This window comes from Bartonella sp. CL100XZDX (assembly GCF_042195375.1).
Classification (GTDB): Bacteria; Pseudomonadota; Alphaproteobacteria; order Rhizobiales; family Rhizobiaceae; genus Bartonella.
On record NZ_JBHIOH010000018.1, the window covers coordinates 1 to 25,856 of the forward strand.

At 36.7% G+C, this 25,856-nt stretch carries 22 protein-coding genes and 1 tRNA gene; 7 read left to right on the forward strand and 16 right to left on the reverse strand.

Going from position 1 to position 25,856, the window contains the following annotated elements; all coding sequences use genetic code 11:
- Positions 1-261 precede the first annotated feature (261 nt).
- From ACFILU_RS01335 to ACFILU_RS01350, 4 genes are all read right to left on the reverse strand, one after another.
- Positions 262-337: transfer RNA gene (locus ACFILU_RS01335), tRNA-Thr, on the reverse strand.
- A gap of 203 nt (positions 338-540) precedes the next feature.
- Entirely contained in the window at positions 541-1,899 is a 1,359-nt protein-coding gene (accC, locus tag ACFILU_RS01340; RefSeq protein WP_273791007.1) for an acetyl-CoA carboxylase biotin carboxylase subunit, read from the reverse strand.
- 14 nt (positions 1,900-1,913) lie between these two features.
- Entirely contained in the window at positions 1,914-2,411 is a 498-nt protein-coding gene (accB, locus tag ACFILU_RS01345) for an acetyl-CoA carboxylase biotin carboxyl carrier protein (protein ID WP_375643407.1), read from the reverse strand.
- A gap of 242 nt (positions 2,412-2,653) precedes the next feature.
- A complete protein-coding gene (locus ACFILU_RS01350) occupies positions 2,654-3,526 on the reverse strand; it encodes a DsbA family protein (protein ID WP_375674431.1) in 873 nt (290 codons plus the stop codon).
- 344 nt (positions 3,527-3,870) lie between these two features.
- Here ACFILU_RS01350 and glpD point away from each other — a divergent pair, with 344 nt between their 5' ends.
- From glpD to cobT, 3 genes are all read left to right on the forward strand, one after another.
- Positions 3,871-5,400 carry a glycerol-3-phosphate dehydrogenase gene (glpD, locus tag ACFILU_RS01355; RefSeq protein WP_375674432.1) on the forward strand — a complete coding sequence of 510 codons (1,530 nt, stop codon included), beginning with the start codon at positions 3,871-3,873 and terminating at the stop codon, positions 5,398-5,400.
- Positions 5,401-6,112: 712 nt separating this feature from the next.
- Positions 6,113-7,093: a tRNA dihydrouridine(20/20a) synthase DusA gene (gene dusA, locus ACFILU_RS01360; RefSeq protein WP_375674433.1), complete on the forward strand. Its 981-nt coding sequence runs from the start codon at positions 6,113-6,115 to the stop codon at positions 7,091-7,093.
- A 392-nt stretch (positions 7,094-7,485) separates the two neighbouring features.
- Positions 7,486-8,493, forward strand: coding sequence for a nicotinate-nucleotide--dimethylbenzimidazole phosphoribosyltransferase (cobT, locus tag ACFILU_RS01365; protein ID WP_375637612.1), 1,008 nt, complete (start codon positions 7,486-7,488; stop codon positions 8,491-8,493).
- 26 nt (positions 8,494-8,519) lie between these two features.
- On the opposite strand, the gene ACFILU_RS01370 is transcribed toward cobT, so the two are convergent.
- The 7 genes from ACFILU_RS01370 to topA all read right to left on the reverse strand — a co-directional run bounded on the left by ACFILU_RS01370 (position 8,520) and on the right by topA (position 17,150).
- Positions 8,520-9,011, reverse strand: coding sequence for an Lrp/AsnC family transcriptional regulator (locus ACFILU_RS01370; RefSeq protein WP_015856433.1), 492 nt, complete (start codon positions 9,009-9,011; stop codon positions 8,520-8,522).
- A gap of 21 nt (positions 9,012-9,032) precedes the next feature.
- Positions 9,033-9,662, reverse strand: coding sequence for a uracil-DNA glycosylase family protein (locus tag ACFILU_RS01375; RefSeq protein WP_375637613.1), 630 nt, complete (start codon positions 9,660-9,662; stop codon positions 9,033-9,035).
- A 28-nt stretch (positions 9,663-9,690) separates the two neighbouring features.
- Positions 9,691-10,254 (reverse strand): thermonuclease family protein, encoded by a 564-nt coding sequence (locus ACFILU_RS01380; RefSeq protein ID WP_375613409.1) that lies wholly within the window; start codon positions 10,252-10,254, stop codon positions 9,691-9,693.
- Between the two features lie 333 nt (positions 10,255-10,587).
- Positions 10,588-10,755, reverse strand: coding sequence for a 50S ribosomal protein L33 (gene rpmG / locus ACFILU_RS01385; protein ID WP_004864083.1), 168 nt, complete (start codon positions 10,753-10,755; stop codon positions 10,588-10,590).
- Between the two features lie 102 nt (positions 10,756-10,857).
- Complete coding sequence (locus ACFILU_RS01390) at positions 10,858-12,030, reverse strand: MFS transporter (RefSeq protein ID WP_375637614.1); 1,173 nt, start codon at positions 12,028-12,030, stop codon at positions 10,858-10,860.
- Between the two features lie 266 nt (positions 12,031-12,296).
- Positions 12,297-14,573, reverse strand: a complete 2,277-nt coding sequence (rnr, locus tag ACFILU_RS01395; protein WP_375674434.1) for a ribonuclease R — start codon at positions 14,571-14,573, stop codon at positions 12,297-12,299.
- 3 nt (positions 14,574-14,576) lie between these two features.
- Positions 14,577-17,150, reverse strand: a complete 2,574-nt coding sequence (topA, locus tag ACFILU_RS01400) for a type I DNA topoisomerase (protein WP_375674435.1) — start codon at positions 17,148-17,150, stop codon at positions 14,577-14,579.
- 261 nt (positions 17,151-17,411) lie between these two features.
- Here topA and ACFILU_RS01405 point away from each other — a divergent pair, with 261 nt between their 5' ends.
- Positions 17,412-17,618: a hypothetical protein gene (locus ACFILU_RS01405; protein WP_005773510.1), complete on the forward strand. Its 207-nt coding sequence runs from the start codon at positions 17,412-17,414 to the stop codon at positions 17,616-17,618.
- Here the strand turns inward: ACFILU_RS01405 and dprA are convergent.
- Genes dprA through ACFILU_RS01425 form a run of 4 tightly spaced genes read right to left on the reverse strand, consistent with a single transcriptional unit; the run spans position 17,548 to position 21,644 of the window.
- Positions 17,548-18,780: a DNA-processing protein DprA gene (dprA, locus tag ACFILU_RS01410; protein WP_375674436.1), complete on the reverse strand. Its 1,233-nt coding sequence runs from the start codon at positions 18,778-18,780 to the stop codon at positions 17,548-17,550. The two genes, ACFILU_RS01405 and dprA, sit on opposite strands and share 71 nt — an antisense overlap.
- On the reverse strand, positions 18,737-19,369 hold the full coding sequence (gene plsY / locus ACFILU_RS01415) for a glycerol-3-phosphate 1-O-acyltransferase PlsY (protein ID WP_273791019.1): 633 nt from the start codon (positions 19,367-19,369) through the stop codon (positions 18,737-18,739). The genes dprA and plsY overlap by 44 nt, the downstream gene beginning before the upstream one ends.
- An 11-nt stretch (positions 19,370-19,380) precedes the next feature.
- Positions 19,381-20,682 (reverse strand): dihydroorotase, encoded by a 1,302-nt coding sequence (locus ACFILU_RS01420; RefSeq protein WP_375674437.1) that lies wholly within the window; start codon positions 20,680-20,682, stop codon positions 19,381-19,383.
- Positions 20,679-21,644, reverse strand: a complete 966-nt coding sequence (locus ACFILU_RS01425) for an aspartate carbamoyltransferase catalytic subunit (RefSeq protein WP_375674438.1) — start codon at positions 21,642-21,644, stop codon at positions 20,679-20,681. Before ACFILU_RS01425 ends, ACFILU_RS01420 begins: the two co-directional genes overlap by 4 nt.
- A gap of 125 nt (positions 21,645-21,769) precedes the next feature.
- On the opposite strand from ACFILU_RS01425, the gene ACFILU_RS01430 reads away from it, so the two are divergent.
- On the forward strand, positions 21,770-23,389 hold the full coding sequence (locus ACFILU_RS01430) for an acyl-CoA dehydrogenase family protein (RefSeq protein ID WP_273791022.1): 1,620 nt from the start codon (positions 21,770-21,772) through the stop codon (positions 23,387-23,389).
- On the opposite strand, the gene ruvX is transcribed toward ACFILU_RS01430, so the two are convergent.
- Positions 23,374-23,853, reverse strand: a complete 480-nt coding sequence (gene ruvX / locus ACFILU_RS01435) for a Holliday junction resolvase RuvX (RefSeq protein ID WP_273791023.1) — start codon at positions 23,851-23,853, stop codon at positions 23,374-23,376. The two genes, ACFILU_RS01430 and ruvX, sit on opposite strands and share 16 nt — an antisense overlap.
- Positions 23,854-24,000: 147 nt before the next feature.
- Between ruvX and gatC the strand changes: the two genes are divergently transcribed.
- Positions 24,001-24,288, forward strand: coding sequence for an Asp-tRNA(Asn)/Glu-tRNA(Gln) amidotransferase subunit GatC (gene gatC / locus ACFILU_RS01440; RefSeq protein ID WP_273791024.1), 288 nt, complete (start codon positions 24,001-24,003; stop codon positions 24,286-24,288).
- 31 nt (positions 24,289-24,319) lie between these two features.
- Complete coding sequence (gatA, locus tag ACFILU_RS01445; RefSeq protein ID WP_375674439.1) at positions 24,320-25,804, forward strand: Asp-tRNA(Asn)/Glu-tRNA(Gln) amidotransferase subunit GatA; 1,485 nt, start codon at positions 24,320-24,322, stop codon at positions 25,802-25,804.
- Positions 25,805-25,856: the final 52 nt, after the last annotated feature.

The following is a 25,856-nucleotide window of genomic DNA, read 5'->3' on the forward strand; positions in this document are numbered from 1 at the left end:
ATAGATTTTTCCCGTTTTGTGGACGCCGTAGAGAATAGCTTCTCACATCTTAAAAGATGGTTAACAAAAAGTTAGAACATCTTAGAATTAGAGACCCTTTGGACCTCTGGTTTTGCTAAAAAACCACTCCGAAAAGAACTCTTGATTCGTAATAATTAGAGAGACGTGTTGCAAAATCCTATTCCCTAACTTTTATTTACGCGTCCCTCACTGTAAAAAATATATGAAGAATCAATAAATTATTTTGGATAAAAAAGCATATGGTGCCCCCAGAGAGACTCGAACTCCCGACCCCCTGATTACAAATCAGGTGCTCTACCAACTGAGCTATAAGGGCGTAACCATGTAGGGATTAGCACAAACTCACAAAAAGGAAAATAGAAAATTATCAAATTTTGTGCATATTAAGTGAAAACTATATAATAAATAAAAATAACTAACTTATTTCCTCTTTTACCACTTTTTACAGCAAGGTTGGCACTATCCTTATGTTGATATCTTATAGAATCTTTTATAAGAATGCACTATTTTGCTATCAAATTACGAATCTGAAGACTTTGATTGATGAGAAAGGTATTTTTCAAGCCAGTGAATATTATAATTACCATCAGCAACATCTTGATTATTAATAAGATCGCGAAAAAGAGGTAGTGTAGTTTTTATCCCATCGACGACAAATTCATCTAAAGCACGCCGTAAACGCATCATACATTCTAAACGGGTACGTCCATGAACAATCAGCTTTCCAATCATGCTATCATAGTACGGAGGGATACGATAACCTGAATAAGCGCCTGAATCAACACGAATCCCTAAACCTCCAGGTGTATGAAAATGTGTAATGGTTCCAGGTGATGGCGTAAAGTTAATAGGATCTTCTGCATTAATACGGCATTCAATGGCATGACCAGAAAAACAGACTTCATCTTGTGTCACTGAAAGCTTACAGCCTGATGCAATATGGATTTGTTCATGGACTAAATCTATACCTGTAATTGCTTCAGTTACAGGATGTTCTACTTGTAAACGTGTATTCATTTCAATAAAATAAAATTCGCCATTTTCATAAAGAAATTCAATAGTACCAGCTCCACGATATCCAAGTTTGGCACAGGCATTTGCAACAATACTTCCAATTTTTTTCCGTTCTGTTTCATTAAGTGCAGGTGATGTAGCTTCTTCCCATACTTTTTGATGCCGTCGTTGAAGTGAACAATCGCGTTCTCCTAAATGAATAGCATTTCCCGCACCATCACCTATGACTTGAATTTCAATATGACGGGGTTTTTCTAAATATTTTTCTATGTAAACAGCGTCATCACCAAAAGCAGCTTTCGCTTCTGAACGTGTTGTTTTGAGAGCTATAGAAAATTCTTGTTCAGAATGAACAACCTTCATACCACGTCCACCACCACCGGCAGAAGCTTTGATAATAACTGGATAACCAATTTCACGAGCAGTGCGTAAAGCATCTGATTCTTCAGTGACGGCCCCATCTGAACCGGGAACTACAGGAATACCAAGTTTTTGGGCGGTTTTCTTTGCTTCGATTTTATCTCCCATGATTCGGATATGAGTAGCTGTTGGACCGATGAATGTAATATCATGGGCTTCTAGAACATCCGCAAATTTTGCATTTTCAGAAAGAAAGCCATAACCTGGATGAACAGCATCAGCTCCTGTAATTTCACAAGCAGCAATAATTTGCTGAATACTCAAATAAGAATCGCGAGCGGGAGGAGGTCCAATACAAACACTTTCGTCAGCAAGACGAACATGCATTGCATCTGCATCAGCGGTAGAGTGAACAGCCACGGTTTTTATGCCAAGTTCTTTACATGCACGTAAAACGCGAAGAGCAATTTCTCCCCGATTAGCAATGAGGATTTTTCGAATCATGGTTGCCCCTCGTTTTATTCAACAATAATAAGTGGTTCACCAAATTCAACAGGTTGACCATCTTTGACAAGAACAGTGGTTACTGTGCCTGAGCGTGGTGATGAAATTTGATTCATTGTTTTCATGGCTTCAATAATAAGTAATGTCTCCCCTTCAGAAACATTTTGTCCTACTTCTACAAAAGGTTGCGCGCCTGGTGAAGGTGCAAGATAAGCTGTTCCAACCATGGGAGAGGTTATTGTGTTTTTTGATTTATCTTCTTGGATAGATTGTATAGGAGCTTCAGCTGTTGGAACTGGAGAAGATGTTACAGAAAAAGTAGGAGTAGAAACAGGAGCATAGATTGCTTGCTCAGAAGAAATTAAGGTATTTTGGCGTGAGACACAAATACGAAGCTCCCCTTGTTCAACTTCAATGTTCGTTAAATTTGTATCATTCAAAATTTCAGCAAGATCACGAATAATTTTCGTATCAATTGCGGTTTTTGCCGAATCCATTTTTTTTGTTGTCATTTTATTTCTAACTCCTTGATCAATGAAGATCGTCATTATCTCATTTTATGACCGAATATCTCTAGATTAGGGATGACATCTTTTGAGGCTTTAAAGATTTTTATTTCCTTTAAATTATTATACTTTGCAATTTAAAACTCGTATCTGCTTTACGCAAAATTGCACTTATAAGCCTGTTGTCAAAAAAGAGAAAGCATAAAATTACCTCATTTACAGTATTCTTTCTAAAACGGATCAGGAATTCACTGTGTATTGTCTATCGCTTGTTTTAGAATATCTTGTTTGGCTGCGCCAATGAATATTTTATTACCAATGATGTAAGAAGGTGTTCCCGTAATATGAAGTGTAGAGGCAATTTGAATATTTTCTTTAAAAGCGTTTTGCAGAGTGGGATCTTTTATTGCATTACGTAGTTTTTTTTCATCTGCTCCTAATGAAACAGCTACTTTAATAGCTTTAGCTTCATTTGCACGACCCTGATACATTAAAAGCGTTTTGTGTAACTGAGGATATTTCTCTGGAAATTGTTTTCGAAATGCGTAGGCAACAGTATGGGCTGCCATAGAATCAGAGCTTAAAATTGGTAAATCCTTGATAATAACCTTTAAATCTGGATATTCTTTTATCAAGTCTTCTATATTTGAATAGGAAATTTTACAATATCCACAGTTGTAATCAAAAAAATTGACAAGCACTCTTTTACCATTTGGGTTTCCCAAAACAGCGTCATGAGGAGAATGAAAAATTTCTTTTTCTAATAAATGAATGACAGAAGTTTGTTTTTGGTTTTCGTATTCATTCTGTTTTTCCAGCTTATCTTGAAGAATAAGCTGCATTTCAATCATAATTTCTGGATGAGTAAGAAGGTACTCTCTGACAATTTGTTGAATATGATGAGAATCAGTATGTGGTATCATTTTTTCTTTAAGCTTAGATAAAAAGCTAGAATCTTCCAAAAGTTGTGTTTTAAGCTTTTCTAAGCTTAAATTATTTGCTGTTTTTGAGTGTGATGTTGCGTTTGATAAAGAAGGTAAAAAGATTAAAATACTCGACATAACTGGGACTAAAATTTTTGAAAGAAGTGTTATTTTCGAGTTTTGAGAGTGATAATTCATCTGTATACCTTCACATTTTCTAGGGTGTCATTGAGTGAACTATAGGAAAAGCGCTCTCTATGTGCAATAAAGCATTTAGCTATAGTGTGTCTTTAAGAATGAGAAAAAACATCAATTTTTCTCTAAAAAGATTTCATATGATGAACCTTGGTTTGGCAAGGATTATGTTTTGTAAAAGATAAAAAAAATCTCTTTAATTTGTCAAATGTTGTTTTGATGTATAAGGATATCAAAAGCTTTTTGTGCGTGTTTATTTTAGGAAAAAGTACGTTGATAATACAATGAAGAACACTTGTATTATTTTTTCCTGTTGCTTTATTGAGTACTGAGAAAAAAATTAAATAATGAAAAGTGAAATTATGAAAACCACAACACATTATGAGCTGTTTATCATTGGGGGAGGGATAAACGGGTGTGGATTGGCAAGAGATGCAGCAGGACGCGGTTTTAAAGTGGGATTGGCTGAAATGAACGATCTTGCATCTGGGACCTCAAGTGCGTCAACAAAGCTTATTCATGGTGGGCTTCGTTATCTTGAACACTATGAGTTCAAACTTGTTCGTGAAGCATTGAAAGAACGCGAGATCATTTTACGCATGGCTCCACATATTGTGCGTCCTTTGCGTTTTCTCCTTCCTTATCATAAAGAATTGCGCCCTGCTTGGATGTTGCGTTTTGGACTTTTTATTTATGATTATTTAGGGAATTGGAATCAGAAATTGTGGCGCAGTAAAACGATTAATTTTTCACAAAAATTTTGCTCTACACTGAAGAAAGAATATCAGAGAGGTTTTGAATATTCTGATGCAAGAGTAGATGATGCGCGTTTAGTTATTGGCAATGCGCGTGATGCAGAAAAGAGGGGAGCTGATATAAAAGTACGAACAGAAGTTCTCTCTTTAAAAAAAGAAGACAATAAATGGCGTATCTTTCTTCAAGACAAGTTAAGTAGCAAAGAATATAGTGTCACAGCTTCTTATGTCGCGAATATGACAGGACCTTGGATTGATCATGTTTTGGCAAGCATATTAGATTGTAAAGAACATCCAGCAGTACGGCTTGTTAGAGGTTCTCATATTTTGGTTCCCAAGCTTTATACTCATGATCGTGCTTATATTTTTCAAAATGGTGATGGGCGTATTATATTTGCTATTCCGTATCAAGAAGAGTTTACCTTGCTTGGAACAACAGATTGTAATTATCAAGGAGATCCGGCTGACGTTCATATTACTGAGACAGAAATTGATTATATTTGTGCAGCAGCCAGTGAATATTTCATACAACCAGTGTTGCCTGAAACGATTGTCTGGTCTTACTCTGGAGTTCGTCCACTCTATGATGATGGAGCTTCAAAAGCACAAGAAATTACGCGCGATTATGTTTTAAAAGAAATGGGAACAGGAACAACACCAAAGATTCTTAATCTTTATGGTGGAAAGATTACAACTTATCGTAAGTTGGCTGAAGATGCGATGAAATTTGTTGAAAAAGAGCTTGGTAAAAAGGGAGCATCATGGACGGCTAAGGCAGTACTTCCAGGGGGTGATTTTCCCTATAACAAATTAGATACAATCGAAAATAGGATTGCTCTTTTGATGCCAGATTTAGATGCTTTTACACATCGCAGGCTTGCACGCTCCTACGGTACGGAAGCATTGGTGATCTTTGCACATGGTAAGGCAAATAAAGGAAAAAATTTTGGACATGGGCTTTATGAAGTAGAAGTAAAATGGTTGATGGAAAAAGAATGGGCTAAAGTATGTGAAGATGTGTTATGGCGTCGTTCAAAACTGGGTCTCCTATTTAATGAACAAGAGGTTGATACTCTTTCTTCCTATATGCAAAGCCAACAAGAGATTGAACAACTTTTATGATCATTTCATTTTACAGATTTTATCTGCAATATTGTAAAATATTTTCCTTAAAGAGATACTGATATCAATCATAGATATTAAAAAGGCAATGGCTGTCTATACTCTGATTTTAGTTTTTTTTTGCAAGAATCATAACAAGAATCATAAAATGGCAAAATTAGATAGAATATTTAGGATGAAATTTGTCTATCTTATAAAGTGAAATTCAAGAATGTTATCAAGAATAACTCATTGAGAAAAAATGATTTATAATTAGATTCATGTGAAATAAGGATTTTTATTCTTTCTTTAGGAGAAGATAAAGATACTTTCTGTAGCATTTATTTGCACAATAAGTTAAAAAATCTAAAGAAAATTAAATCTATTATAAAAAATTGTATAATGTGTTAGTTTAGCATTTATTATCTTAAATGCTGTGCTAAATCATGTAAGGATGGAGGCTTGATGAGCGTAAGAAGAACTTGTAAATGAGTTTTTTATATTATGGTGAAAATCTTCTTTTTTCATGTTTATATACCTGAACACTAATCTATGAGAAATGCGATATTGTGTTTTATCATGATTGATTGTCGTAAACTTTGATATCAATTGAAAATAATGAACTGTTATTATACTCATGATAGTATAAGAGAATAAAACTTTCTATAAACTAAAAGTAAGTATTTTTCTATGTATAAAGAGAGAGCTATAGGGACATGAGAGTAATACCCTCATGATATTTTACAACCTTCCATCGCCTATAAAATTTGCAGTAGCACCAATGTTGGACTGGACAGACCGACATTGCAGGTTTTTTTATCGTCTTTTAACGAAAAAAGCTCTCCTTTATACGGAAATGATGGTAGCAGATGCTGTCATTCATGGTGTTCGCGAACAATTGTTGGCTTTTAGCGATAAAGAACGTCCAGTTGCATTACAACTAGGGGGGGCTGATCCGAAAAAGTTAGCAGAAGCTGCACGAATTGCTGAGGATTTTGGCTACAACGAAATAAATCTTAATGTCGGGTGCCCATCAAATCGTGTTCAAGCAGGTGTCTTTGGGGCTTGTTTGATGCTACATCCAGACATTGTGGCAAATGCCGTGGAAGCGATGAAACGAGAGGTTACTATACCTGTAACTGTCAAATGTCGGATTGGAGTGGACGAACAAGATGAAGAGTTAGCGTTAGATCTTTTGGCTAATCAGGTTTGGAATGCTGGATGTGATGCGCTCTGGATACATGCACGCAAGGCATGGCTGCAAGGATTGAGTCCGAAAGAAAACCGTAATATTCCGCCCCTTAATTATGAAAGAGTTTACAAATTAAAACGTAAATATCCTCATAAATTCATTGGGATAAATGGTGGAATTAAATCGATTGATGAGATCAAAGAACACTTAACTTTCTGTGATGCTGTCATGGTTGGTCGCCAAGTTTATCATAATCCAGCTTTGTTAAAACATATTGATTTTGAACTCTATGGTGAGACGCAAAATAATCTGAGTGAGAGTGATCTTATTGAGGTTATGTGTGATTATGCAGCTCGACATATTGCATCGGGGGGGCGGCTTTCTCATGTGACACGTCACATGATTGGTTTATTTCATGGGCGGGGTGGGGCACGTCGATGGAGGCAAATATTATCAAATGATGCGACAAAACCAAATGCAGATATATGTATTTTAAAAGAAGCTTTTTATGCTCTCATTTAATAATAGCCTAATAATTAACATATATTAAAGTTGAGATCCTTTGCGTTTGGATGTCTTTGCTATAATTTTGATCTCTTCAATTTTATAAGTTTTTGAAAGTTTATAACTTTTATTATGCATAAGAATTGTTGGAATGTATATATTAAACGGCATGCTGATTATGCCTATTAAATAAAAATAGGTTAAGGGTATCACTGTAAAGGTAATCATAAGATATTAATAACATTTTGAATCTTGCACGTTTGTTATTAGGGTTGAAAATAGAATGTAGAAATTATTGCTTTCATAGTATTTAACATTTTTAAAGCACTGTTAAAAAAACAATAAATTATTCATATCCTGTATATATGACGGGATTTTCATAAACATTGTAGATTTTAAAAGGTATCCTTATGACCGCTAGTCCATTTGATGATTTTCGTGCTTTGCTTACAAATTTACCTGTTGCTGATGAGTTTTCTATAATTTTGGCAAAAAAACGGCAAAAAGACTTAACAAAAGAGCAAGGAACATTAGGAAAACTAGGAGATATTGCTGTTTGGTATGCGGGGTGGAGGGGTACAGAAAAACCTATCGTAACGAGACCTTTGGTCGCTATTTTTTCTGGAAATCATGGTATTGTAGAGGAGAATATTACACCATTTCCACAATCTATGACACAAAAAATGGTAGAAAATTTTGCCTCTGGTGGAGCTGCTATCAATCAAATTTGTATTGCTTATGATCTTGGATTAAAAATATTTGATTTAGCATTGGAATATCCAACAATGAATATTACGAAGGATGCCGCAATGGATGAGCGGAGTGCGGCTGCTACAATGGCATTTGGAATGGAATCCATTGCGGGTGGAACAGATCTTTTATGTATTGGAGAAATGGGAATTGGAAACACAGCAATAGCTTCAGCTTTATGCTTAGCATTGTTTGGAGGGGAAGTGGAAGAATGGACAGGAAATGCTATGGAATCAGAAGGTGATTTTTATCAGCGTAAAATTGCAGCGGTTAAGACAGCCATTTCTTTGCATAAGGATTATTTTAATGATCCTTTTGAGATAATGCGTCGCTTAGGAGGACGTGAAATTGCTGCTATGGTTGGTGCTATTTTAGCAGCAAGAATAGAAAAAATACCTGTTATTTTAGATGGTTTTGTGGCAACAGCAGCTGCAGCGGTCCTTTATAAAATGCATCCAAAAGCTCTTGATCATACCCTTGTTGGACATGTTTCTTCTGAGACAGCTCATCGTAAACTTTTAAAAAAAATTGGCAAAGAACCACTTCTAGATTTGGGGATGCGTCTTGGTGAAGGGACAGGAGCAGCTATGGCAGCTGGTATTGTCAAAGCTGCTGTTTTAACACATGCACAAATGGTCGTTTTTCAACAAGAAAGTTTGAATGCCTAAAAGATCATGAGACGGATATAAAAATCTTAAGAGTTTTGTTCATGCGTCTTGTCGTGTAATTTAATATAATTAAGTGGAAGTTCCGTTGTATATTTAATCTGTTCCATTGCGAAAGAAGATGAGACATCACGGATATCAATTTTAGAAATTAATTTTTTATAAAAAAGATCATAAGCTTCAATGTTGGGCACAACAACACGCAATAAATAGTCAATATCTCCACTCATTCGATAAAATTCAATGACTTCACGGAATTCTTGCACAATTTTTGAAAAACGCTTAAACCATTCATGACTATGTGTGTTTGTGCGAATAGACACAAAAACAGTGACGTGTGCGTTTACTTTTTCAGGAGAAAGAACAGCAACACGACGCTGAATGACGCCATCTTCTTCAAGTTTTTGAATTCTACGCCAGCAAGGAGTGGTCGAAAGTCCCACTTTTTTAGCAATATCAGCAACAGAAAGTGTCGCATTTTCTTGCAAAAGATGTAAAATTTTTCGGTCAAGACGGTCCATATTTATTCTCAATATTTTAATTTATAAAAATTTACGCACTAAACAACGCAGATATACAATAAGCTCATCATTAAACCATGGATTTTTCTGTAACCAAGAAGTATTTCGCCATGATGGATGAGGCAAAGGCATAACATTATAGCCTCGAGGTTGGGGAATGGAAAGAATATTTCTCCAATCACCAACAGTTGCAGAAACGGTTTTATATTTTAATTCTGTAATGTGCCACTTTTGCGCATAACTGCCAATAGCAAGAACAAGCTTTATTTGAGGCATCGCTTGAAATATCTTTTCATGCCATATTTCTCGACATTCACGTCTTGGTGGTAAATCAGCTTTATTTTTGTCATAGCCTGGAAAACAAAATCCCATAGGAACAATAGCAAAAAGAGATCTATTATAAAATTCTTCTTTCGTGACACCCAGCCAATTACGCAATTTTTCGCCAGAACGATCATTAAAAGGGATAGAAGTTTCATGGACACGCAACCCTGGTGCTTGGCCTGCAATTGCAATCGAAGCGGTATCGGATAAATAAACGACAGGGTTTGGTTCATGAGGAAGAGGAGGAAAATAATGGGGTTGTTGGACGCAAACACGACAGGAATAGATCTCTTTTTCAAGTTTGATAATTTGGCTACATTGTTTCATTGGTAAATAAAATTAAAAAATATTTTTCTTATTCTGTGCGAGGATTTGCTTTGCGCCATTCTTTTGGTCGTTGAAAACTTGATGCCCATATTCCTTTCTTTTTCTTTCTAGCTTCTTGCTCTTCTTTAGGATATTCATAATAATTTACAGCCCAACCATTATGTACAAGTGTTGCGTTGATATTGCTAACTTGTTTTGTTTTACATGTTGCAAGAATACGGCGATATTTATCTGTTTTTTTCCAGTGACATGTAACAGTTTGATTTTTTAATAGTTTTTCTAAATATTTTTTTGCCTCAAGCCCACAAGGGTAGCGCGCTTCCTTTTTTCCACAAAATTGGTGGAGTTCAGGAGCATCAATTCCAGCTAGTCGAATCTTAATTGAAGAAATCATAATGGTATCGCCATCAATGATTAATGCATTTCCTTCAACAGTGTTTTGAGAAGAAAATTTTTCTTTTTGAGGCAACAGCTGAGTTTTCTTAAAATAAGTTGACATAATGATAAGAATGCTAGCAGCGACAAAAATACTGAAACCGATAACTTTTAGATTAAAGCTTCTTAGATTAAAATGAGAAAAAGATTTTTTCATGAAATAAAGAAACTGCTAACATTATTATAACTCTATTTTAGTATTGTTTATAATTGACCCGAGAAACTTTATTCATATGACGAAACAGTGTTTCGTTTTAATGACAAAATTTTCATTAGATATCACAATAATCAAATACTCATACAGAATATATATATAAGCAACTTAAATAATAAATCAACTTATCCAAATCCGTACAAAACATACAAAGTTTAAAGTAAACTTTTTAAACTTAAGGAAATAAAAAAACACCCCTCAAAAAATAACTTTGAAGAGCAATACTCCAACATTTCTTTTGGAGTATAAAATCTATCAATTTAATAATAATTTTATTTATTTAATTTTTGTTTCTTTAAATTCAACGTGCTTTTTTACAACTGGATCATATTTACGCTTGCTCATTTTATCTGTCATTGTACGGCTGTTTTTCTTTGTTACATAGAAAAAACCAGTATCTGCAGTTGATAAAAGCTTGATCTTAATGGTTGCTGCTTTAGCCATAATGTAAATACCCTATTTATACTGAAAAAATATTATTTCTGTCAAAACTTATTTCCGACATCATCAGATTTTCCGGCAACACTACGGATGTTCTCAAAAAAGTCAAGAGCTGATTAATTTTCTCATAAGTTGGACAAACACCAAAATGACATATAAACCGAAAAAAACAGCCATGGCTATTGAAAAACCAAAGTGTTTAAAGATATCCATGGATTTTCCGATAAAGGTCGGTCCGATGAGCATACCAATTCCATAACAAAAAATAAAAGCAGAATTAGCAGCAGCAAGCTCTTGCCCCTTGAGACGGGCTCCTAAATGTGCAAGACTAATTGTATAAAGGCTCGCTGATACACCACCCAGAAAAAACAAATCAAGCATCAGAATCCATGGATATTGAAGAATCCATGGTACTATAAAAGTTCCTAAAAAACCTAAAATAGCGCAACTCATCAGCGGGTAGCGTCGATCTTTGGCGTAGTCGCTTATAATGCTGATAGGAATTAAGAGGAAAATATTCCCAAGTGCAAGGGTTGCCATAAAATGTGCTGCTTCATTCTCATTATAACCAATGGATAAACTAAAGGGTATTATAAGAGTTAATACGCCCATTTGAATGGCCCCGTAAACAAGGACCGCCATCATTGCACTTGGAACGTGAAAAAGATAACGAAAAAATGGCATATATTGATTTTTTTGAAATTCTGGACTTAATTTCCAAGCGGTAAGAATTGGTATAGTAGCAAGTATAATAAGGCTATATCCAACAGCAAAAGGAATAAATCCTTGTGTTCCCACTTTTGCTAGCAGCGTTAGACCTATTATAAACCCTAATCCTAAGACAATAGCATAAATAGAAAGGATCAAACCGCGTTTTTTGGGGGGAGCATAACTGTTGATCCAAAACTCTGATAGGATAAACATAACTGTCATGCTGAAATGTAATATAAACTTTAAAATAAACCAAATCCATATGGGATCAAAAAAATAGAATCCTAAAAAACTTAAAGATCCTATCGCCATCATAAGCAATATTGTTTGAGCGATTCCTAAGCATAAGGCAATTCGAGACGTAAAAATAGCTGCAATAATTGTGGCGATTCCACCAACTGTTCCACTATAGCCGATTGTACTGTTGGAAAGTCCTTTCTCTGCCATAAGAAGAGAGACAAGTTGTGTTCCCATTGCCAATGCTGTTCCAACAGTGCCAATGGTTGCAATAGCGGCAATAATTGCACGCAAAGAATTATTTTGAGAGTCAAAAGGTTTTTTTTTCATGAGAATGGCTTAAGGTACTCTTGTTTATTTAAACAATGAAAAGATGAGCTGAAATGAAAGGGAGCCAAAACTATCCTTTGCAGTTTCTCTCATTTTCTAAGTATAAAAAACTGCAAGATTTTTATATGGTTATTATAGACTTAACAATAAAATTTATCCTCTTGTATACTAAAGAAAGAAGATTGTACATATAAATATTATATAATATAAGTCATTTCTTAAATTGAATTTATTATTCATATTATATTCAATGGAGGGCAAGAAGCTTAATTTTTTCTTTTCCCATAAAAAGTATACTTTTGTTTTTTTAATTTGTTTTTATGGTAGGATGTCGGTGAAAATTTTATTGGACGAGGTTTTGTTAACAGTTCAAAGCATAAAGCGCCAGCAAAAGGTTGTACCGTTATAAGTTTTACTTCTACAACATCACTGAGCTGATAGCCTTTATGGCTACGCTGTCCTACAAGAACATGTTGTGCTTCATCAAAATGATAATAATCATTTTTAAGTGTAGAAATATGGACAAAACCATCTGTATTGAGTTTATCAAGTGAGATAAAAAGACCTGCTTTTGTAACTCCGGAAATGCGGCCTGTAAAAATACGACCGATTTTATTCGTTAAATAGTGAGCAACAAGCCGATCAATCGTTTCTCTTTCAGCCATCATTGCACGGCGTTCGTATAAAGAAACTTGCGTAGCAATTTCTGCAAGATTTTGTTCTTGTGTATCTGTTAATTGATCATTTCCTAATTTGAGAGCTTTAATGAGTGCTCGATGAATAATGAGATCAGCATAACGACGGATTGGTGATGTAAAATGTGTATAGTTCTGCAAATTCAAACCAAAATGGCCACTATTTTTAGGGTTGTACTCTGCTTGTGATTGTGAACGCAAAATAACTTGATTGACTAGTTCTTGTTGTTGAGTATGAGCGACCTTTTCTAAAATTCTATTAAGGCGCGCTGAGGTAAGTTCGCTTCCGCGGGAGAGTGGTATCCCCAAACTTTGAAGAAAGCTCCGAAGTATTTCTTGCTTAGCAAGAGAAGGTTTTTCATGAATACGATAAATGAGCGGCTGGTGATGTTGTTTTAATGTTTCAGAAGCTGCAATATTAGCTTGTATCATAAACTCTTCAATTAAACGATGCGCTTCTAATTGTGTTTCACTCACAACATCTTTTATGCATCCATTTTGATCAAGAATAATCTTTTTTTCTGCAATTTCTAATTCTAGTGGTTGGCGACGATTTCTCGCAGCTTTAAGGCATGCATAGGCTTCCCATAAGGGGTGCAAAATGCTCTCAAAAAGAGGGGTTATTTTTTCATTTATATTACCTTCAATTGCCAATTGTACTTCTTGATAAGAAAGTTTGGCTCTTACACGAATCATAGTACGATGAAAACTATGTTTTCGTTTATTACCGTTTGCATCAAAAATCATACGAACGGCTAAAGCTGGTCTTTCTTTTCCTTCACGAAGAGAACATAAATCATGAGAAAGGCGTTCAGGTAACATTGGCACAACGGTATCGGGAAAATAAACAGAATTTCCACGTTTCAATGCTTCTTTATCTAAAGCGCTTCCTGTTTTGATATAGTAAGAAACATCTGCAATGGCCACAATAATAATCCAACCATCATTATTTGCTGGGTCTTTATCCTTGGTTGCATAAACTGCATCATCATGGTCTTTTGCATCTGGTGGATCAATTGTAATAAAGGGTAATTGTCGCCAATCTTCACGATTATCCATATTGGCAGCTTTGATATGTTTGGCTTGCTCAAGAACACTTTCAGGAAAAATATAAGGAATTCCTTTCGAAAGAAGCGCTATCATTGAGAGTGTTTTCTCACTCTTAATGTGCCCTAAAACATTCTTTATTTTTGCGCTCTTTAATCCGTAACCAGTATTTTTTTTTATTTCGACTTCAACGAGATCACCAATTTGAATCTTCATTTCTGGAGACATTTCAACAATGAGTTCATTGGTTTTGCGGTCTATAGGATCAAGGCGCCATTGATTATTTTCCAATTTTCGTACAATAGCAAATGCGCTTTTGGGAGATACATCAATTTTACGAATAATTCGTCCCGTATAAGGATGGCTTGAGCTTTCAGAATTTTTATTTCGAAAAACTTTTACAAGAATATGATCTCCAACACCAATATTACTTCCTGTTATGTGATGAAAAGAGTGTATTTCAATATTTGGCTTTGGAGAATCTTCCCATTCAAGAGGTTGTGCAATAAAACTTCCATCTTTATCACGTCCGCTAATTTTTACTAAAGAAACAGGGGGTAATTTTCCTTTGTTTATTGCTCTTTTGTGGTGTTTAGATATGAGATTTTGATCCTTTAACTCACGTAACATATCTCTAAGCCAGATACGAGAATCGCCTTTTAAGTTAAAAGCTTTAGCGATTTCTCGTTTACTTGAGTGGTTAGGATTCTCAATTATAAAGGAAAGGATTGCTTCCTTATTGGGAAAAGTTTTCCCCTTGAATGAAGAGAGAGATTTTATGTTTTTTTCACCTTTAGCCAAAATTTATGTCTCTTTTATTTTTGCTTTTGTTTTAGAAGAAGCTCTTTTTGAAGTTGTTTTTTTACTCGATGCTTTAGCCGATATAAGTTCTAGTGCCTCTGGAAGTGTTACACTAATGGGATCTTTATCTTTTGGCAATGTTGCATTAATTTTACCCCAATTGACATAAGGACCATAACGCCCGTTGCGCACGGTAATGGTTCCTCCTTCTGGATGCTCTCCTAATGTTGCCAATGCTTCAGGTGTTGTTCTGCTTTGCTTGGTTTTGTTTTCTTGTTGTTCTGCCAATACTGTAACAGCGCGATTGATACCAATATCAAAAACTTCATCTGCATGAAGAAGGCGCGCAGATTTTCCGTTATGGCTAAGATAGGGACCATATCGTCCAATCGTAGCCGTGATTATTTTTCCAGTTTCAGGATGAATGCCAATTTCACGGGGAAGGGATAGTAAAGCCAAGGCTTTATCAAGGGTTACATTTTCTGCCTGCCACTCTTTTGGTAGTCCTGCACGCTTAACTTCTTTGCTTTCACCAAGTTGAATATAGGGTCCAAACCGGCCATTGCGAAGAGAGATATCTTTTCCTGTTTCAGGGTCAATACCAAGTATAACAGGTTCATCATTGCGTACAGCTTCATTATCTTCTCCAGTATCTGTACCAAGTTGGCGTGTGTATTTACATTCGGGATAATTGGAACAGCCAACAAAAGCACCATAACGACCGAGTTTTAATGATAATTGACCATTTTTACAAAGAGGACAGGAACGCACATCACTTCCATCTTCGCGTTCAGGAAAGGCGAGAGGTGCTAATGTTACATTTAAAACATCAAGGACATTGGTTATACGGAGTTCTTGGATATTGCTAATAGATGCATTAAATCCATCCCAAAAATCCCTTAAGACGTCTTTCCAAGAAAGTTTGCCGTCAGATATAAGATCCAGCTTTTCTTCAAGATCTGCTGTGAAACCATATTCTACATAGCGATTAAAGAAATTTTCAAGAAAGGCCGTAACAATACGTCCCTTAGCATCGGGAATAAGCTTTCGTTTATCAATGACAATATATCCACGGTCACACAATGTCGCCAATGTGGAGGCATAAGTCGAAGGACGACCAATTCCTAACTCCTCAAGCTTTTTAATTAATGAAGCTTCAGAATAACGAGAAGGGGGCTCTGTGGTATGTTGTACGGATTCAACTTTTTCTTTTGTAAGTGCTTCACCAGTGTTTATTTGTGGTAAACGTGTTGTTTCATTTTCTTCATTATTTTCTTCGTCTCGTTGATCCGTGTAGACGGAAATAAAGCCATCAAAGCGAATAACAGATCCTGTTGCTCGTAGATTTGCACGGTTTTCTCCTTGCTGTGCTTCAATTTCAACGGTTGTACGTTCAATGTCAGCAGAACGCATTTGGCTGGCAATAGCACGCTTCCATATCAGCTCATAGAGCTTTGCTTGATCGCTATCGAGAAAATTACGGACTTGACTAGGATTGCGTTGAAAATCTGTTGGACGGATCGCTTCGTGTGCTTCCTGTGCATTTTTTGCCTTTGTTGAATAAAAACGTGGTTTTTCAGGAATATAGTCTTTACCGAAAGTTTCATGAATAACTTTTCGTGCTGAATCAATAGCTTCTGGTGCTATTTGCACACCATCGGTACGCATATAAGTAATAAGCCCTGCCGTTTCACCATTAATTTCAATGCCTTCATAAAGCTTTTGGGCAATTTGCATAGTGCGAGAAGCTGAAAATCCTAATTTTGAAGAAGCTGCTTGTTGTAGTGTGGAGGTTGTAAATGGAGGAAAAGGATTTCTCTTTGTAGGTTTTGCTTCAACACTGAGTGTATGATATTGGGCTTGCTCCAACATAAGGCGAATTTGGTCTGCTTGTTCTTGAGATTGAATATCAAGCTTGCCTATTTTTCTTTGATTAAACATTGTCAATCTTGCTTGGAAACTATCATTTCGGATGGTTTTTAACTGTGTTGTAATGGACCAATAATCTTCTTTGAGAAAATGTTCTATTTCTGATTCACGATCACAAATAATACGCAAAGCAACCGATTGAACCCGTCCTGCTGAACGGGCACCAGGAAGTTTCCGCCATAAAACAGGTGAAAGTGTAAAACCAACGAGATAATCAAGAGCGCGACGTGCAAGATAAGCATCTACAAGTGATGTATCAATATCACGTGGATTGTTCATAGCATCAAGCACAGACTTTTTGGTGATGGCATTGAAGACAACTCTTTTAATAGGTTTATCTTTTAAAACTTTTTTTTGACGGAGAACATCCAGAATATGCCATGAAATAGCTTCCCCTTCACGATCAGGGTCTGTTGCTAATATAAGGCTATCGGCTTCTTTAACGGCTTTTGCTATTTCATTTAAACGTTTAGCGGCAGCAGAATCTATATCCCATTTCATAGAAAAATCTTGATCCGGTAAAACAGAACCATCTTTTGCAGGCAAATCACGAACATGTCCAAATGATGCGACAACTTTGTATTGAGATCCAAGATATTTATTAATTGTTTTTGCTTTTGCTGGAGATTCAACGATAACGATATTCATAATTTTACCCAAATATTGAAATAAAAATTTTTTTATAAACGCCTTTTACGCGAATAGCTAATGCCAATTGCTTAAGAGCACATAAAAAAATATTAGCCATATAAAAAACATGAATATTGTACAACTTATGATTGTCATTATTAGAATACATCCTATATAGAATTACACGATTTATTTTCCACTGTTATTACAAAAACATACGGCGAAATACTAAGACGTCTATTGAGAGGTAGGAGGGGAAATGCTCAAGGATAGAGGATTATGTTTATAAATCATTTAAAAGTTATCCAATATATTACAGACATGTCAAAGCAAATGAATCAGATGGCGCGTCAGGCGCATAGTCCGCTTTTAGCATTGCTTTTGGATATGGTTGCCAAAGAAGGGCAAAGCATTATTAATAGTGCTGAGGCTCTTGGGGAAGATCAAGATTCGACAATGACACACAACCACCAGAGTGTCGAATAAGCTTTCCAGCAAGGTCGAGTTCTACCAACAAGAGGTAGAGAGCTGGGAGTGAAACACCTGTGTGGATACTAAGTGTGTCTAAATCGATTGGCGTTGTTGAAAGAGCGGAGAGAACTGCTGCACGTGCTGCATTGTCATCTGCTGAAGAGAGACCGCTGTTTTTTTCATCTGCTAAATTAAAATTCTCCTTTTCAAGTTGTAAAGAGGATGGTTCCTCAAAAAAATTGAGTTGCGAATTTGGAAGCGGTGAAATTAATGGCGTAAGTGTTTCTATAATGTCAGAAGGATGTGTGGTGAGTAGAGCACCGTCTTTGATAAGATTGTTTGTACCAACAGATCTTGGATCAAGTGGAGAACCGGGAATGGCAAAAATTAACCGTCCCATTTCAGCTGCTTGACGTGCGGTAATTAAGGACCCTGAGCGCAGGGCTGCCTCTACAACCAAGAGACCAAGTGATAGAGCTGCAATAATACGGTTTCTTCTTGGAAAATCGATAGCACGCGGCTTCCAAGAAATGGGCATTTCGCTGATGATGGCTCCACCGTTGGCGATAATATCTTCGTGCAACTTTTTATTTTCAGGAGGATAGATATGATCAATTCCTCCAGCCATGACTGCAACAGTTCCTGTTTTTAAACTTGCTTGATGCGCAACGCTATCAATTCCACGAGCGAGCCCAGAAATTGTTACAAAGTCTGCTTCTCCGAGAAAACGCGCAAATTGAGCCGTAAGCTTTTTCCCAGCAGCTGAAGCATTTCGAGAACCTATAATTCCAATAGAAGTTTTTTGAAAAATTGAAATATTACCTTTGATAGCAATAAGCGGCGGAGGGGCTTCTGTAACCTTAAGAAAAGCTGGATAATCTGGTTCGCCCATACCGATGAACCGAATATCTAATCTTTCAGCTTCTTGCATTTCTTTTTCTGCATCTTCTAAGCTTGCTATTTTTATAGATACAGAACCACCACCTTTTCTACTAAGCTCTGGCAGCGCTGCCAGAGCATTTTCTGCTGTTTTATAATGATCAATGAGATTGCGAAAACTAACAGCTCCAATATTTTCACTGCGCAATAACCGTAACCAGCTTAGACGTTGACGATCAGTAAGCAGGATTCCTTTATTTATCTCCGTGTTGCGTACCAATCTTACTTTCTTCCCCAATTAATAATCTACTGATATTTGCAGAATGTTTTATAAACACAAATACGCTCATCACAATCAGCATACAATAGAAATAAGAAGCGGAAAAATAAAAAACAAATATCGGTGTGATCGTAACAGCAATAAGCGCAGATAATGAAGAATAACGCATGAGAAGAAAAATCGCACTCCATACAATAATAAAAATAATTGCTGCGGGCCAATAGATTCCTAAACAGACCCCTAGATAGGTAGCAACACCTTTGCCACCTTTAAATTTAAGCCATACGGGGAAAAGATGTCCTAAGAAAGTAAAAAAACCCGCTAGAGAAACAAGTATACTATTGTCTAGCGGATTACTAAAAAACTTTATAATCAAAACAACGATAGTTCCTTTTAACATATCACAAAGAAGTGTTAGAGCAGCAAGCTTTTTATTTCCTGTTCGTAAAACATTTGTTGCTCCAATATTGCCGGAACCGATTGTTCTTATATCACCAATTTTGAACAATCTCGTAAAAAGAAGACCAAATGGAATCGAGCCAATGAGATAAGATATGAGGAAAATAAACCATGGAGTGGACTGAAAAAATATTTCTGCTTCATTCATTAAGAATCTCATTAAGTTTGTTGATCAAGTTTAAAAACGGATTTCCCTTTCACAAAGGTCTGGAGCACACGTCCTTGAAAACGTGCATTATCAAAAGAGGTATTTTTTGAACGTGAATAGAGCTTCTCTTTCGAAACAACCCATGGTTCTTCAAGATCAACCACAATAAAGTCTGCATGAGCACCTTTTTTGAGTGTTCCTGCATTGAGTCCAAAGAGCTTTGCAGGCGCCGTTGACAAAAGTTCCGTTATCCGTAGAAGAGATAGGCTCTCATCATGATAAAGGCGTAAGGCTGCGCTCAATAAGGTCTCCATACCAATAGCGCCAACTGCCGCGTCATTAAATGGTAAATGTTTTTTGTCGATACTCTGAGGATCATGAGAAGAGACAATAACATCTACAGTCCCATCCTTTATTGCTTCAATCATTGCTATACGGTCTTCTTCTGTACGCAATGGGGGCATTAAGCGAAAAGAGGTGCGATATTCACCAATGTCATTTTCATTGAAAGATAAATGATTAATAGATACACCCGCTGAAATTTTCTCACTGCGTTTTTTACCTAAACGAAGTGCATCAGCAGAGAGTGCTGTCGATATTTGAGCGGCATGATAGCGTGTTTTCGTTAATACTGCTAATCGCAGATCTCTTTCAAGTGGAATAACTTCTGCTTCGCGAGGGATGCCAGAAAGACCAAGCCAACTGGCAAGCAGTCCTTCATTCATCACACCTTGCCCTGTAAGATCTTTATCTTGCGTTTCATGCATCAATGGAACATCAAAATCGCGTGCATAAGTCATTGCACGCCGCATAACAGATGAATTTTGAAGTGTTTTTTTGCCTTCACTAAAAGCAACGGCTCCTGCATCTTTGAGCAAACCAAATTCGGTTATTTCTTGTCCGTTGAAACCTTGTGTGATTGAAGCAACGGGATAAATATTGACCAATGAGATTTGCTGTGCTGTATGCGTAATAAATTTAATCAGAGCAATATTATCAATAACTGGATGCGTGTTTGGCATCATAAGAAAGGAAGTAATACCACCTGCTGCGGCCGCTTGACTTGCTGATGCAATTGTTTCACAATGCTCATTCCCTAATTCTCCAACAAAAACGCGCGCATCAACGAGTCCAGGGAGAATTGCTTTGTTTTGTGCGTTAATAACTTCTGCTTCTTCAGGGAATCCCTGATTCAGAGCTTCTTTTCCAGCGGCTATAATTCGTCCATTTTCAACAATAACTGTACCAATTTCATCGATTGTGCGCGAAGGATCAATAATACGAGCATTTTGAAAAACAATTGGTTTTATCATTTTTTTTCTCCACTGATCTTTGCGCGTGAATCTAATAAAGCCTCCATGACAGCCATACGCACTGCAATTCCCATTTCTACTTGTGTATGAATCATACTTTGTGGTCCATCTGCTATGTCGGATGCAATCTCTACACCACGGTTTAATGGGCCAGGATGCAGAATAATAGAATCATTTTTGGCATAGGCTAAATTTTCTTTATGTAAGCCAAAATAATGGAAATATTCACGCGTAGAGGGAATAAAAGAGCCTGTCATCCGTTCATGCTGTAAGCGCAACATCATGATAACGTCAGCATTTTTAAGACCTTCTTTCATCGTGTTAAAAACCTCAACACTCATATGAGCGATTTCTGCGGGTAAGAGTGTTGAGGGAGCAACAGCACGAACACGAGCACCCAAAGCATTGAGACACCAGATATTGGAACGGGCAACACGTGAGTGTAAGATATCTCCGCAAATTGCAACAGTTAATCCTTCAATACAACCTTTTGCCCTTTTAATGGTTAGAGCATCTAATAAAGCTTGGGTTGGATGTTCATGAGCACCATCACCTGCATTAATAACACAACAATCAACTTTTTGCGCTAATAAAGCTGCCGCTCCTGCACTGTTATGGCGAAAAACCAGTATATCTGGCTTCATCGCATTGAGAGTTGTAGCTGTATCAAGTAATGTTTCTCCCTTTTTTACAGATGAGTTGCCGATCGCAAGACTCATCACATGTGCACCTAGCCTTTTACCCGCTAATTCAAAAGAAGATTGTGTTCGCGTAGAGGCTTCAAAAAAGAGATTAATTTGAGTCCGTCCATGCAAAGTAGATTTTATTTTATCAATTTTGTTAGAAAGGATAACATTTGCTTCTGCACGATCAAGCAATGTATTAAGATCTTGTACACTCAGATCTTTAATAGCTAAAAGATGTTGATGAGGGAAAAGTGGAAAAAAAATATCTTGAATCATAGCATTCTTCTTTATCTCTCTCTAAACAGGTTAAACAAGCATTTGTTTGAATATGATAAATGTTTCTTAACTCTAAAAAGACAAATAGTCTATGATATGAATGATTTGAATGTAGGAATATACCTATGAGTGCTGTATCTGCGCAAAATACTCGTCGAAAAAATACATTTCTTAGTGATACGCTTATGTTTCGTATTGCTTCTACTTTGCCTAAGTTTTTGTTAGCAAGTTTTGAAGAAATAGGGGATTTTGCCGCGAGTCGAGAAGCATGGAAACTTTCTTGCTTAGCGAATCATTATAAGCCTTTATTATGCTATAATGATGAATGGGGGCAACCAACGGAAAAATTAGAGATCCATTCTTCCTATCAAGCTCTTCAACAATATTCTAGACAAGCAGGTTTGGTTACCTCACTTTGGGAAAATGCGAGTTCAGAAAATGGAGTACGCTATCAAGCGCGTGCGATTCGTTTAGCTTTATCTGCTGGTTTAGAAACAGGACATTTGAATGAAGTTATCATAACGAGTGCAGCTATTGCTGTTTTAATTAGTGATATTGAGCTCTTCAAAAAATGGCAAAATGTACTTTTATCACGCCAATATGATTCTTCATCAAAGCCTATTCATCATAAAAAGGCTGCTTCTCTAACTTGTGCATTTGACGATATTGAAAAATACGCTTTCAATTTTCCAAGTGTTAAGAAAATTTCTTTCGATGAAAGTATGGAACGTGATCTATATCGTTTAAATGTTGTAAAAACCAATGTTATTAATCCTACCGCTGACGGATATCTTGTTAGTGCAGATTTAAATGGTCATTTAAGTTGTTTTTTTATTCCACGCATACAAGAAAATGGCGCATTAAATGGATCTATATCGATTCGTCATTTAATTCAGCGTTCTGGAGAACTTTTAACACCAGAGGGGGTTGTCGATTTCCAAGGCAGTTATGGCTGGCTTTTGGGAAATGCTGGAGAAGGGCTTAAAGTTATTAAAGATATCGAGACGATGATGCGTTTCGATCAATCTGTCATATCGGCAGGTGTTTTACGAGCGGCTCTTCAATTTGGTATAGATTTTTTCCGGAAAAAAATGCCCAATCAGCCGTTACCTCCACTGACAGAACGTATTTTTGCAGATATTGCATTAGATATAGCTGCCTCACAAGCATTGGTTTTGCGTTTAGCGAGAGCATTTGACAATGCAGCAAATGACCGTTCTGAAGCAGCTTTTGCCCGTATTATGACACCTATTATTGCTTATCATGTAAGTCAATTGGTTGTGCCTATTATTGGTGAAATTATTGCACAACTTGGTATTGAAAGTTTTATAGAGAATAATCCATTATCACAAATGTTGCATAATGGGCCTGCGCGAATTGTGAGAAATAGTTCTGCTAATCAATTGGTAAAGGATGCCATTCTTATTGCTGAAAAAGCACCGGGATTGTTTCAGAAATTATTGGAAAAAATTGCTCTTGATATTGGACCAGCGGGACCCAGAGCAATTGAAATCATTAAGTCAGCAGGTGATATGGCATCAGCAAATGAAGGTGCAGGAAGGTTTTTTGTTGAACAGGTAGCTTATGCAGCAGCAGCAGCTGCATTACGTTCTACAGACATAGAACATGTTGCAAATGCCTATATGGAAAGCCGCCTTGGGGGACAATGGAGATCTTCTTACGGGATGCTCATTGCACGATATAATGCAGGGCATTTGCTCAATGTCCTCTATCCTTCCATATGATGAAAGTGTTGAATTCTATTGAGAGCACCTTGCAATATAAAAGCGGCGGCTGCCGAATCAATACGGCTTGCTCTTTTAGCGCGCGATACATTCATTTCTAAAAGAGACCGTTCCGCAGCAATTGTTGATAAACGTTCGTCCCAAAAAACAAATGGAATTTTTGTATAAGCTTTCATATTGCTCACAAAAGCTCTGGTTGCTTGAACACGAGAGCCACTGCTTCCATTCATGTTAAGAGGTAAGCCAATGATAATAACGCCTACATTTTCACGGTCAAAAATTTTAATAAGTGTGTAAGCATCTTCTGTAAATTTTTTTCGCTGTAGTACAGGACGCGGATTTGAGACAGTCAGCCCCATATCAGAAATGGCAATTCCGATAGTTTTTGTCCCTAAATCTAAGCCTGCTATTGTTTGTCTAGGCAAAAGATGTGTTATAACTTCATCTATATTAATAACAGTCATAAGGGGATAATACGTTTTTTAATGTTTCAGATCTATAGTTATATTCTTTATTCATGTTATCTAATATTCTTGCACTTACAAGTGCAGCCTTGTATAGCCAGAATAAAGATCAATAAATAAACAAAAAAGCAGAAAGGCGTAAAGAGTATGTCTGTTGATCAAGAGACAGTCAAGCGGATAGCACATTTAGCAAGGATTGCCCTCCACGATGATGAGATAGAACCTGTGACAAAAAAATTCAATGCTATTTTAGGTTTTGTAGAACAATTGAATGAAGTTGATGTCAGTGGAATTGAGCCATTAACATCTGTGATGCCGATGACACTACGAATGCGTGAAGATAGTGTTACAGATGGTGATAAAGCAGCAGATATTGTAGCCAATGCTCCTGTTACAGAAGAAAATTTTTTTCTTGTCTCAAAAATTGTTGAGTAATTTTTTATATTTTTGAAATTTGAGAACCAATATGACTGATTTAACAACCCTCACAATTGCGCAAGCTCGTGATGCTTTAACAAAGAAAAATCTCAAAGCAACAGAATTAACGGAAGCTTATTTACAAGCAATAGAATTAGCTAATTCAATTTTGAATGCTTATGTAACAATAACAGCAGAACAGGCAATGAAAATGGCTGCTGAATCAGACAGTCGCTTAGCGAAAGGGCAGGGAGGGCTTTTAGAAGGAATCCCCTTGGGGATTAAAGATCTTTTTGCAACCTATGGTGTTCATACTCAAGCCTGTTCACATATCCTTGATGGTTTTAAACCGCACTATGAATCAACTGTCACAGCTAATTTATGGCAAGACGGTGCTGTGATGTTAGGAAAACTTAATATGGATGAGTTTGCTATGGGCTCATCCAACGAAACATCATATTATGGCCCCGTTATTAGTCCATGGAGAAAAAAAGGCTCGAATGAAAAACTCGTACCCGGTGGTTCATCGGGAGGATCTTCTGCCGCTGTTGCTGCACAAATTTGTGCTGGGGCAACAGCAACAGATACAGGTGGCTCAATACGTCAACCAGCAGCTTTTACTGGAACTGTAGGAATAAAGCCAACTTATGGACGTTGTTCGCGATGGGGCGTTGTCGCGTTTGCTTCATCTCTTGATCAAGCTGGACCTGTTGCCAGAGATGTTCGTGATTGTGCTATCTTACTCAGATCAATGGCCTCTTTTGATGAAAAAGATTCTACTTCCGTCAATTTACCAGTTCCTGATTATGAAAGTTATCTTGGTCAATCAATCAAAGGAATGAAAATAGGTATTCCAAAAGAATATCATGTGGATGGAATGTCTCCAGAAATTATTGAGCTTTGGCAAAAAGGAATAAATTGGTTAAAAGAAGCAGGTGCTGAGATTAAGGATATTTCTTTGCCTCATACAAAATATGCTCTACCTTCTTATTACATTATAGCTCCTGCAGAAGCCTCTTCTAATTTAGCGCGTTATGATGGTGTGCGTTTTGGTTTGCGCATGCCTGGAAAAGACATCATTGAGATGTATGAAAATACACGTTCTGTTGGTTTTGGTAATGAAGTTAAGCGGCGTATTTTGGTGGGGACTTATGTCCTTTCATCTGGTTATTATGATGCCTGTTATCTAAGAGCTCAAAAAGTAAGAACACTCGTAAAACGTGATTTTGATCAATGTTTTGCTTCAGGCATTGATGCTATTTTGACACCAGCAACACCAACACCTGCTTTTGGTATTGCTGATGAAAAAATAAAAACTGATGCTGTAGCAATGTATCTTAATGATATTTTTACGGTACCAGTCAATATGGCTGGTTTACCAGGAATTTCTGTTCCTGCTGGTCTGTCATCAAATGGTTTACCTCTAGGATTGCAATTGATTGGTAAACCTTTTTCTGAAGAAGTCATTTTTCAGATAGCGCATATTATTGAACAAGAAGCAGGAATATTCAGTGCAGAAAAATGGTGGATGTAATAGTCAAAATTCACAAAGGAGCATTTCTCATCCTTAATGAGAAATGCTTTTT

What these genes read in the sequence shown, in the direction of transcription:
- accC (WP_273791007.1), bottom strand. Translation starts at nt 1,899, where the DNA reads ATGATTCGAAAAATCCTCATTGCTAATCGGGGAGAAATTGCTCTTCGC.
- accB (WP_375643407.1), bottom strand. Translation starts at nt 2,411, where the DNA reads ATGACAACAAAAAAAATGGATTCGGCAAAAACCGCAATTGATACGAAA.
- ACFILU_RS01350 (WP_375674431.1), bottom strand. Translation starts at nt 3,526, where the DNA reads ATGAATTATCACTCTCAAAACTCGAAAATAACACTTCTTTCAAAAATT.
- glpD (WP_375674432.1), top strand. Translation starts at nt 3,871, where the DNA reads ATGAAAAGTGAAATTATGAAAACCACAACACATTATGAGCTGTTTATC.
- dusA (WP_375674433.1), top strand. Translation starts at nt 6,113, where the DNA reads ATGATATTTTACAACCTTCCATCGCCTATAAAATTTGCAGTAGCACCA.
- cobT (WP_375637612.1), top strand. Translation starts at nt 7,486, where the DNA reads ATGACCGCTAGTCCATTTGATGATTTTCGTGCTTTGCTTACAAATTTA.
- ACFILU_RS01370 (WP_015856433.1), bottom strand. Translation starts at nt 9,011, where the DNA reads ATGGACCGTCTTGACCGAAAAATTTTACATCTTTTGCAAGAAAATGCG.
- ACFILU_RS01375 (WP_375637613.1), bottom strand. Translation starts at nt 9,662, where the DNA reads ATGAAACAATGTAGCCAAATTATCAAACTTGAAAAAGAGATCTATTCC.
- ACFILU_RS01380 (WP_375613409.1), bottom strand. Translation starts at nt 10,254, where the DNA reads ATGAAAAAATCTTTTTCTCATTTTAATCTAAGAAGCTTTAATCTAAAA.
- rpmG (WP_004864083.1), bottom strand. Translation starts at nt 10,755, where the DNA reads ATGGCTAAAGCAGCAACCATTAAGATCAAGCTTTTATCAACTGCAGAT.
- ACFILU_RS01390 (WP_375637614.1), bottom strand. Translation starts at nt 12,030, where the DNA reads ATGAAAAAAAAACCTTTTGACTCTCAAAATAATTCTTTGCGTGCAATT.
- topA (WP_375674435.1), bottom strand. Translation starts at nt 17,150, where the DNA reads ATGAATATCGTTATCGTTGAATCTCCAGCAAAAGCAAAAACAATTAAT.
- ACFILU_RS01405 (WP_005773510.1), top strand. Translation starts at nt 17,412, where the DNA reads ATGTTTATAAATCATTTAAAAGTTATCCAATATATTACAGACATGTCA.
- plsY (WP_273791019.1), bottom strand. Translation starts at nt 19,369, where the DNA reads ATGAATGAAGCAGAAATATTTTTTCAGTCCACTCCATGGTTTATTTTC.
- ACFILU_RS01420 (WP_375674437.1), bottom strand. Translation starts at nt 20,682, where the DNA reads ATGATAAAACCAATTGTTTTTCAAAATGCTCGTATTATTGATCCTTCG.
- ACFILU_RS01425 (WP_375674438.1), bottom strand. Translation starts at nt 21,644, where the DNA reads ATGATTCAAGATATTTTTTTTCCACTTTTCCCTCATCAACATCTTTTA.
- ACFILU_RS01430 (WP_273791022.1), top strand. Translation starts at nt 21,770, where the DNA reads ATGAGTGCTGTATCTGCGCAAAATACTCGTCGAAAAAATACATTTCTT.
- ruvX (WP_273791023.1), bottom strand. Translation starts at nt 23,853, where the DNA reads ATGACTGTTATTAATATAGATGAAGTTATAACACATCTTTTGCCTAGA.
- gatC (WP_273791024.1), top strand. Translation starts at nt 24,001, where the DNA reads ATGTCTGTTGATCAAGAGACAGTCAAGCGGATAGCACATTTAGCAAGG.
- gatA (WP_375674439.1), top strand. Translation starts at nt 24,320, where the DNA reads ATGACTGATTTAACAACCCTCACAATTGCGCAAGCTCGTGATGCTTTA.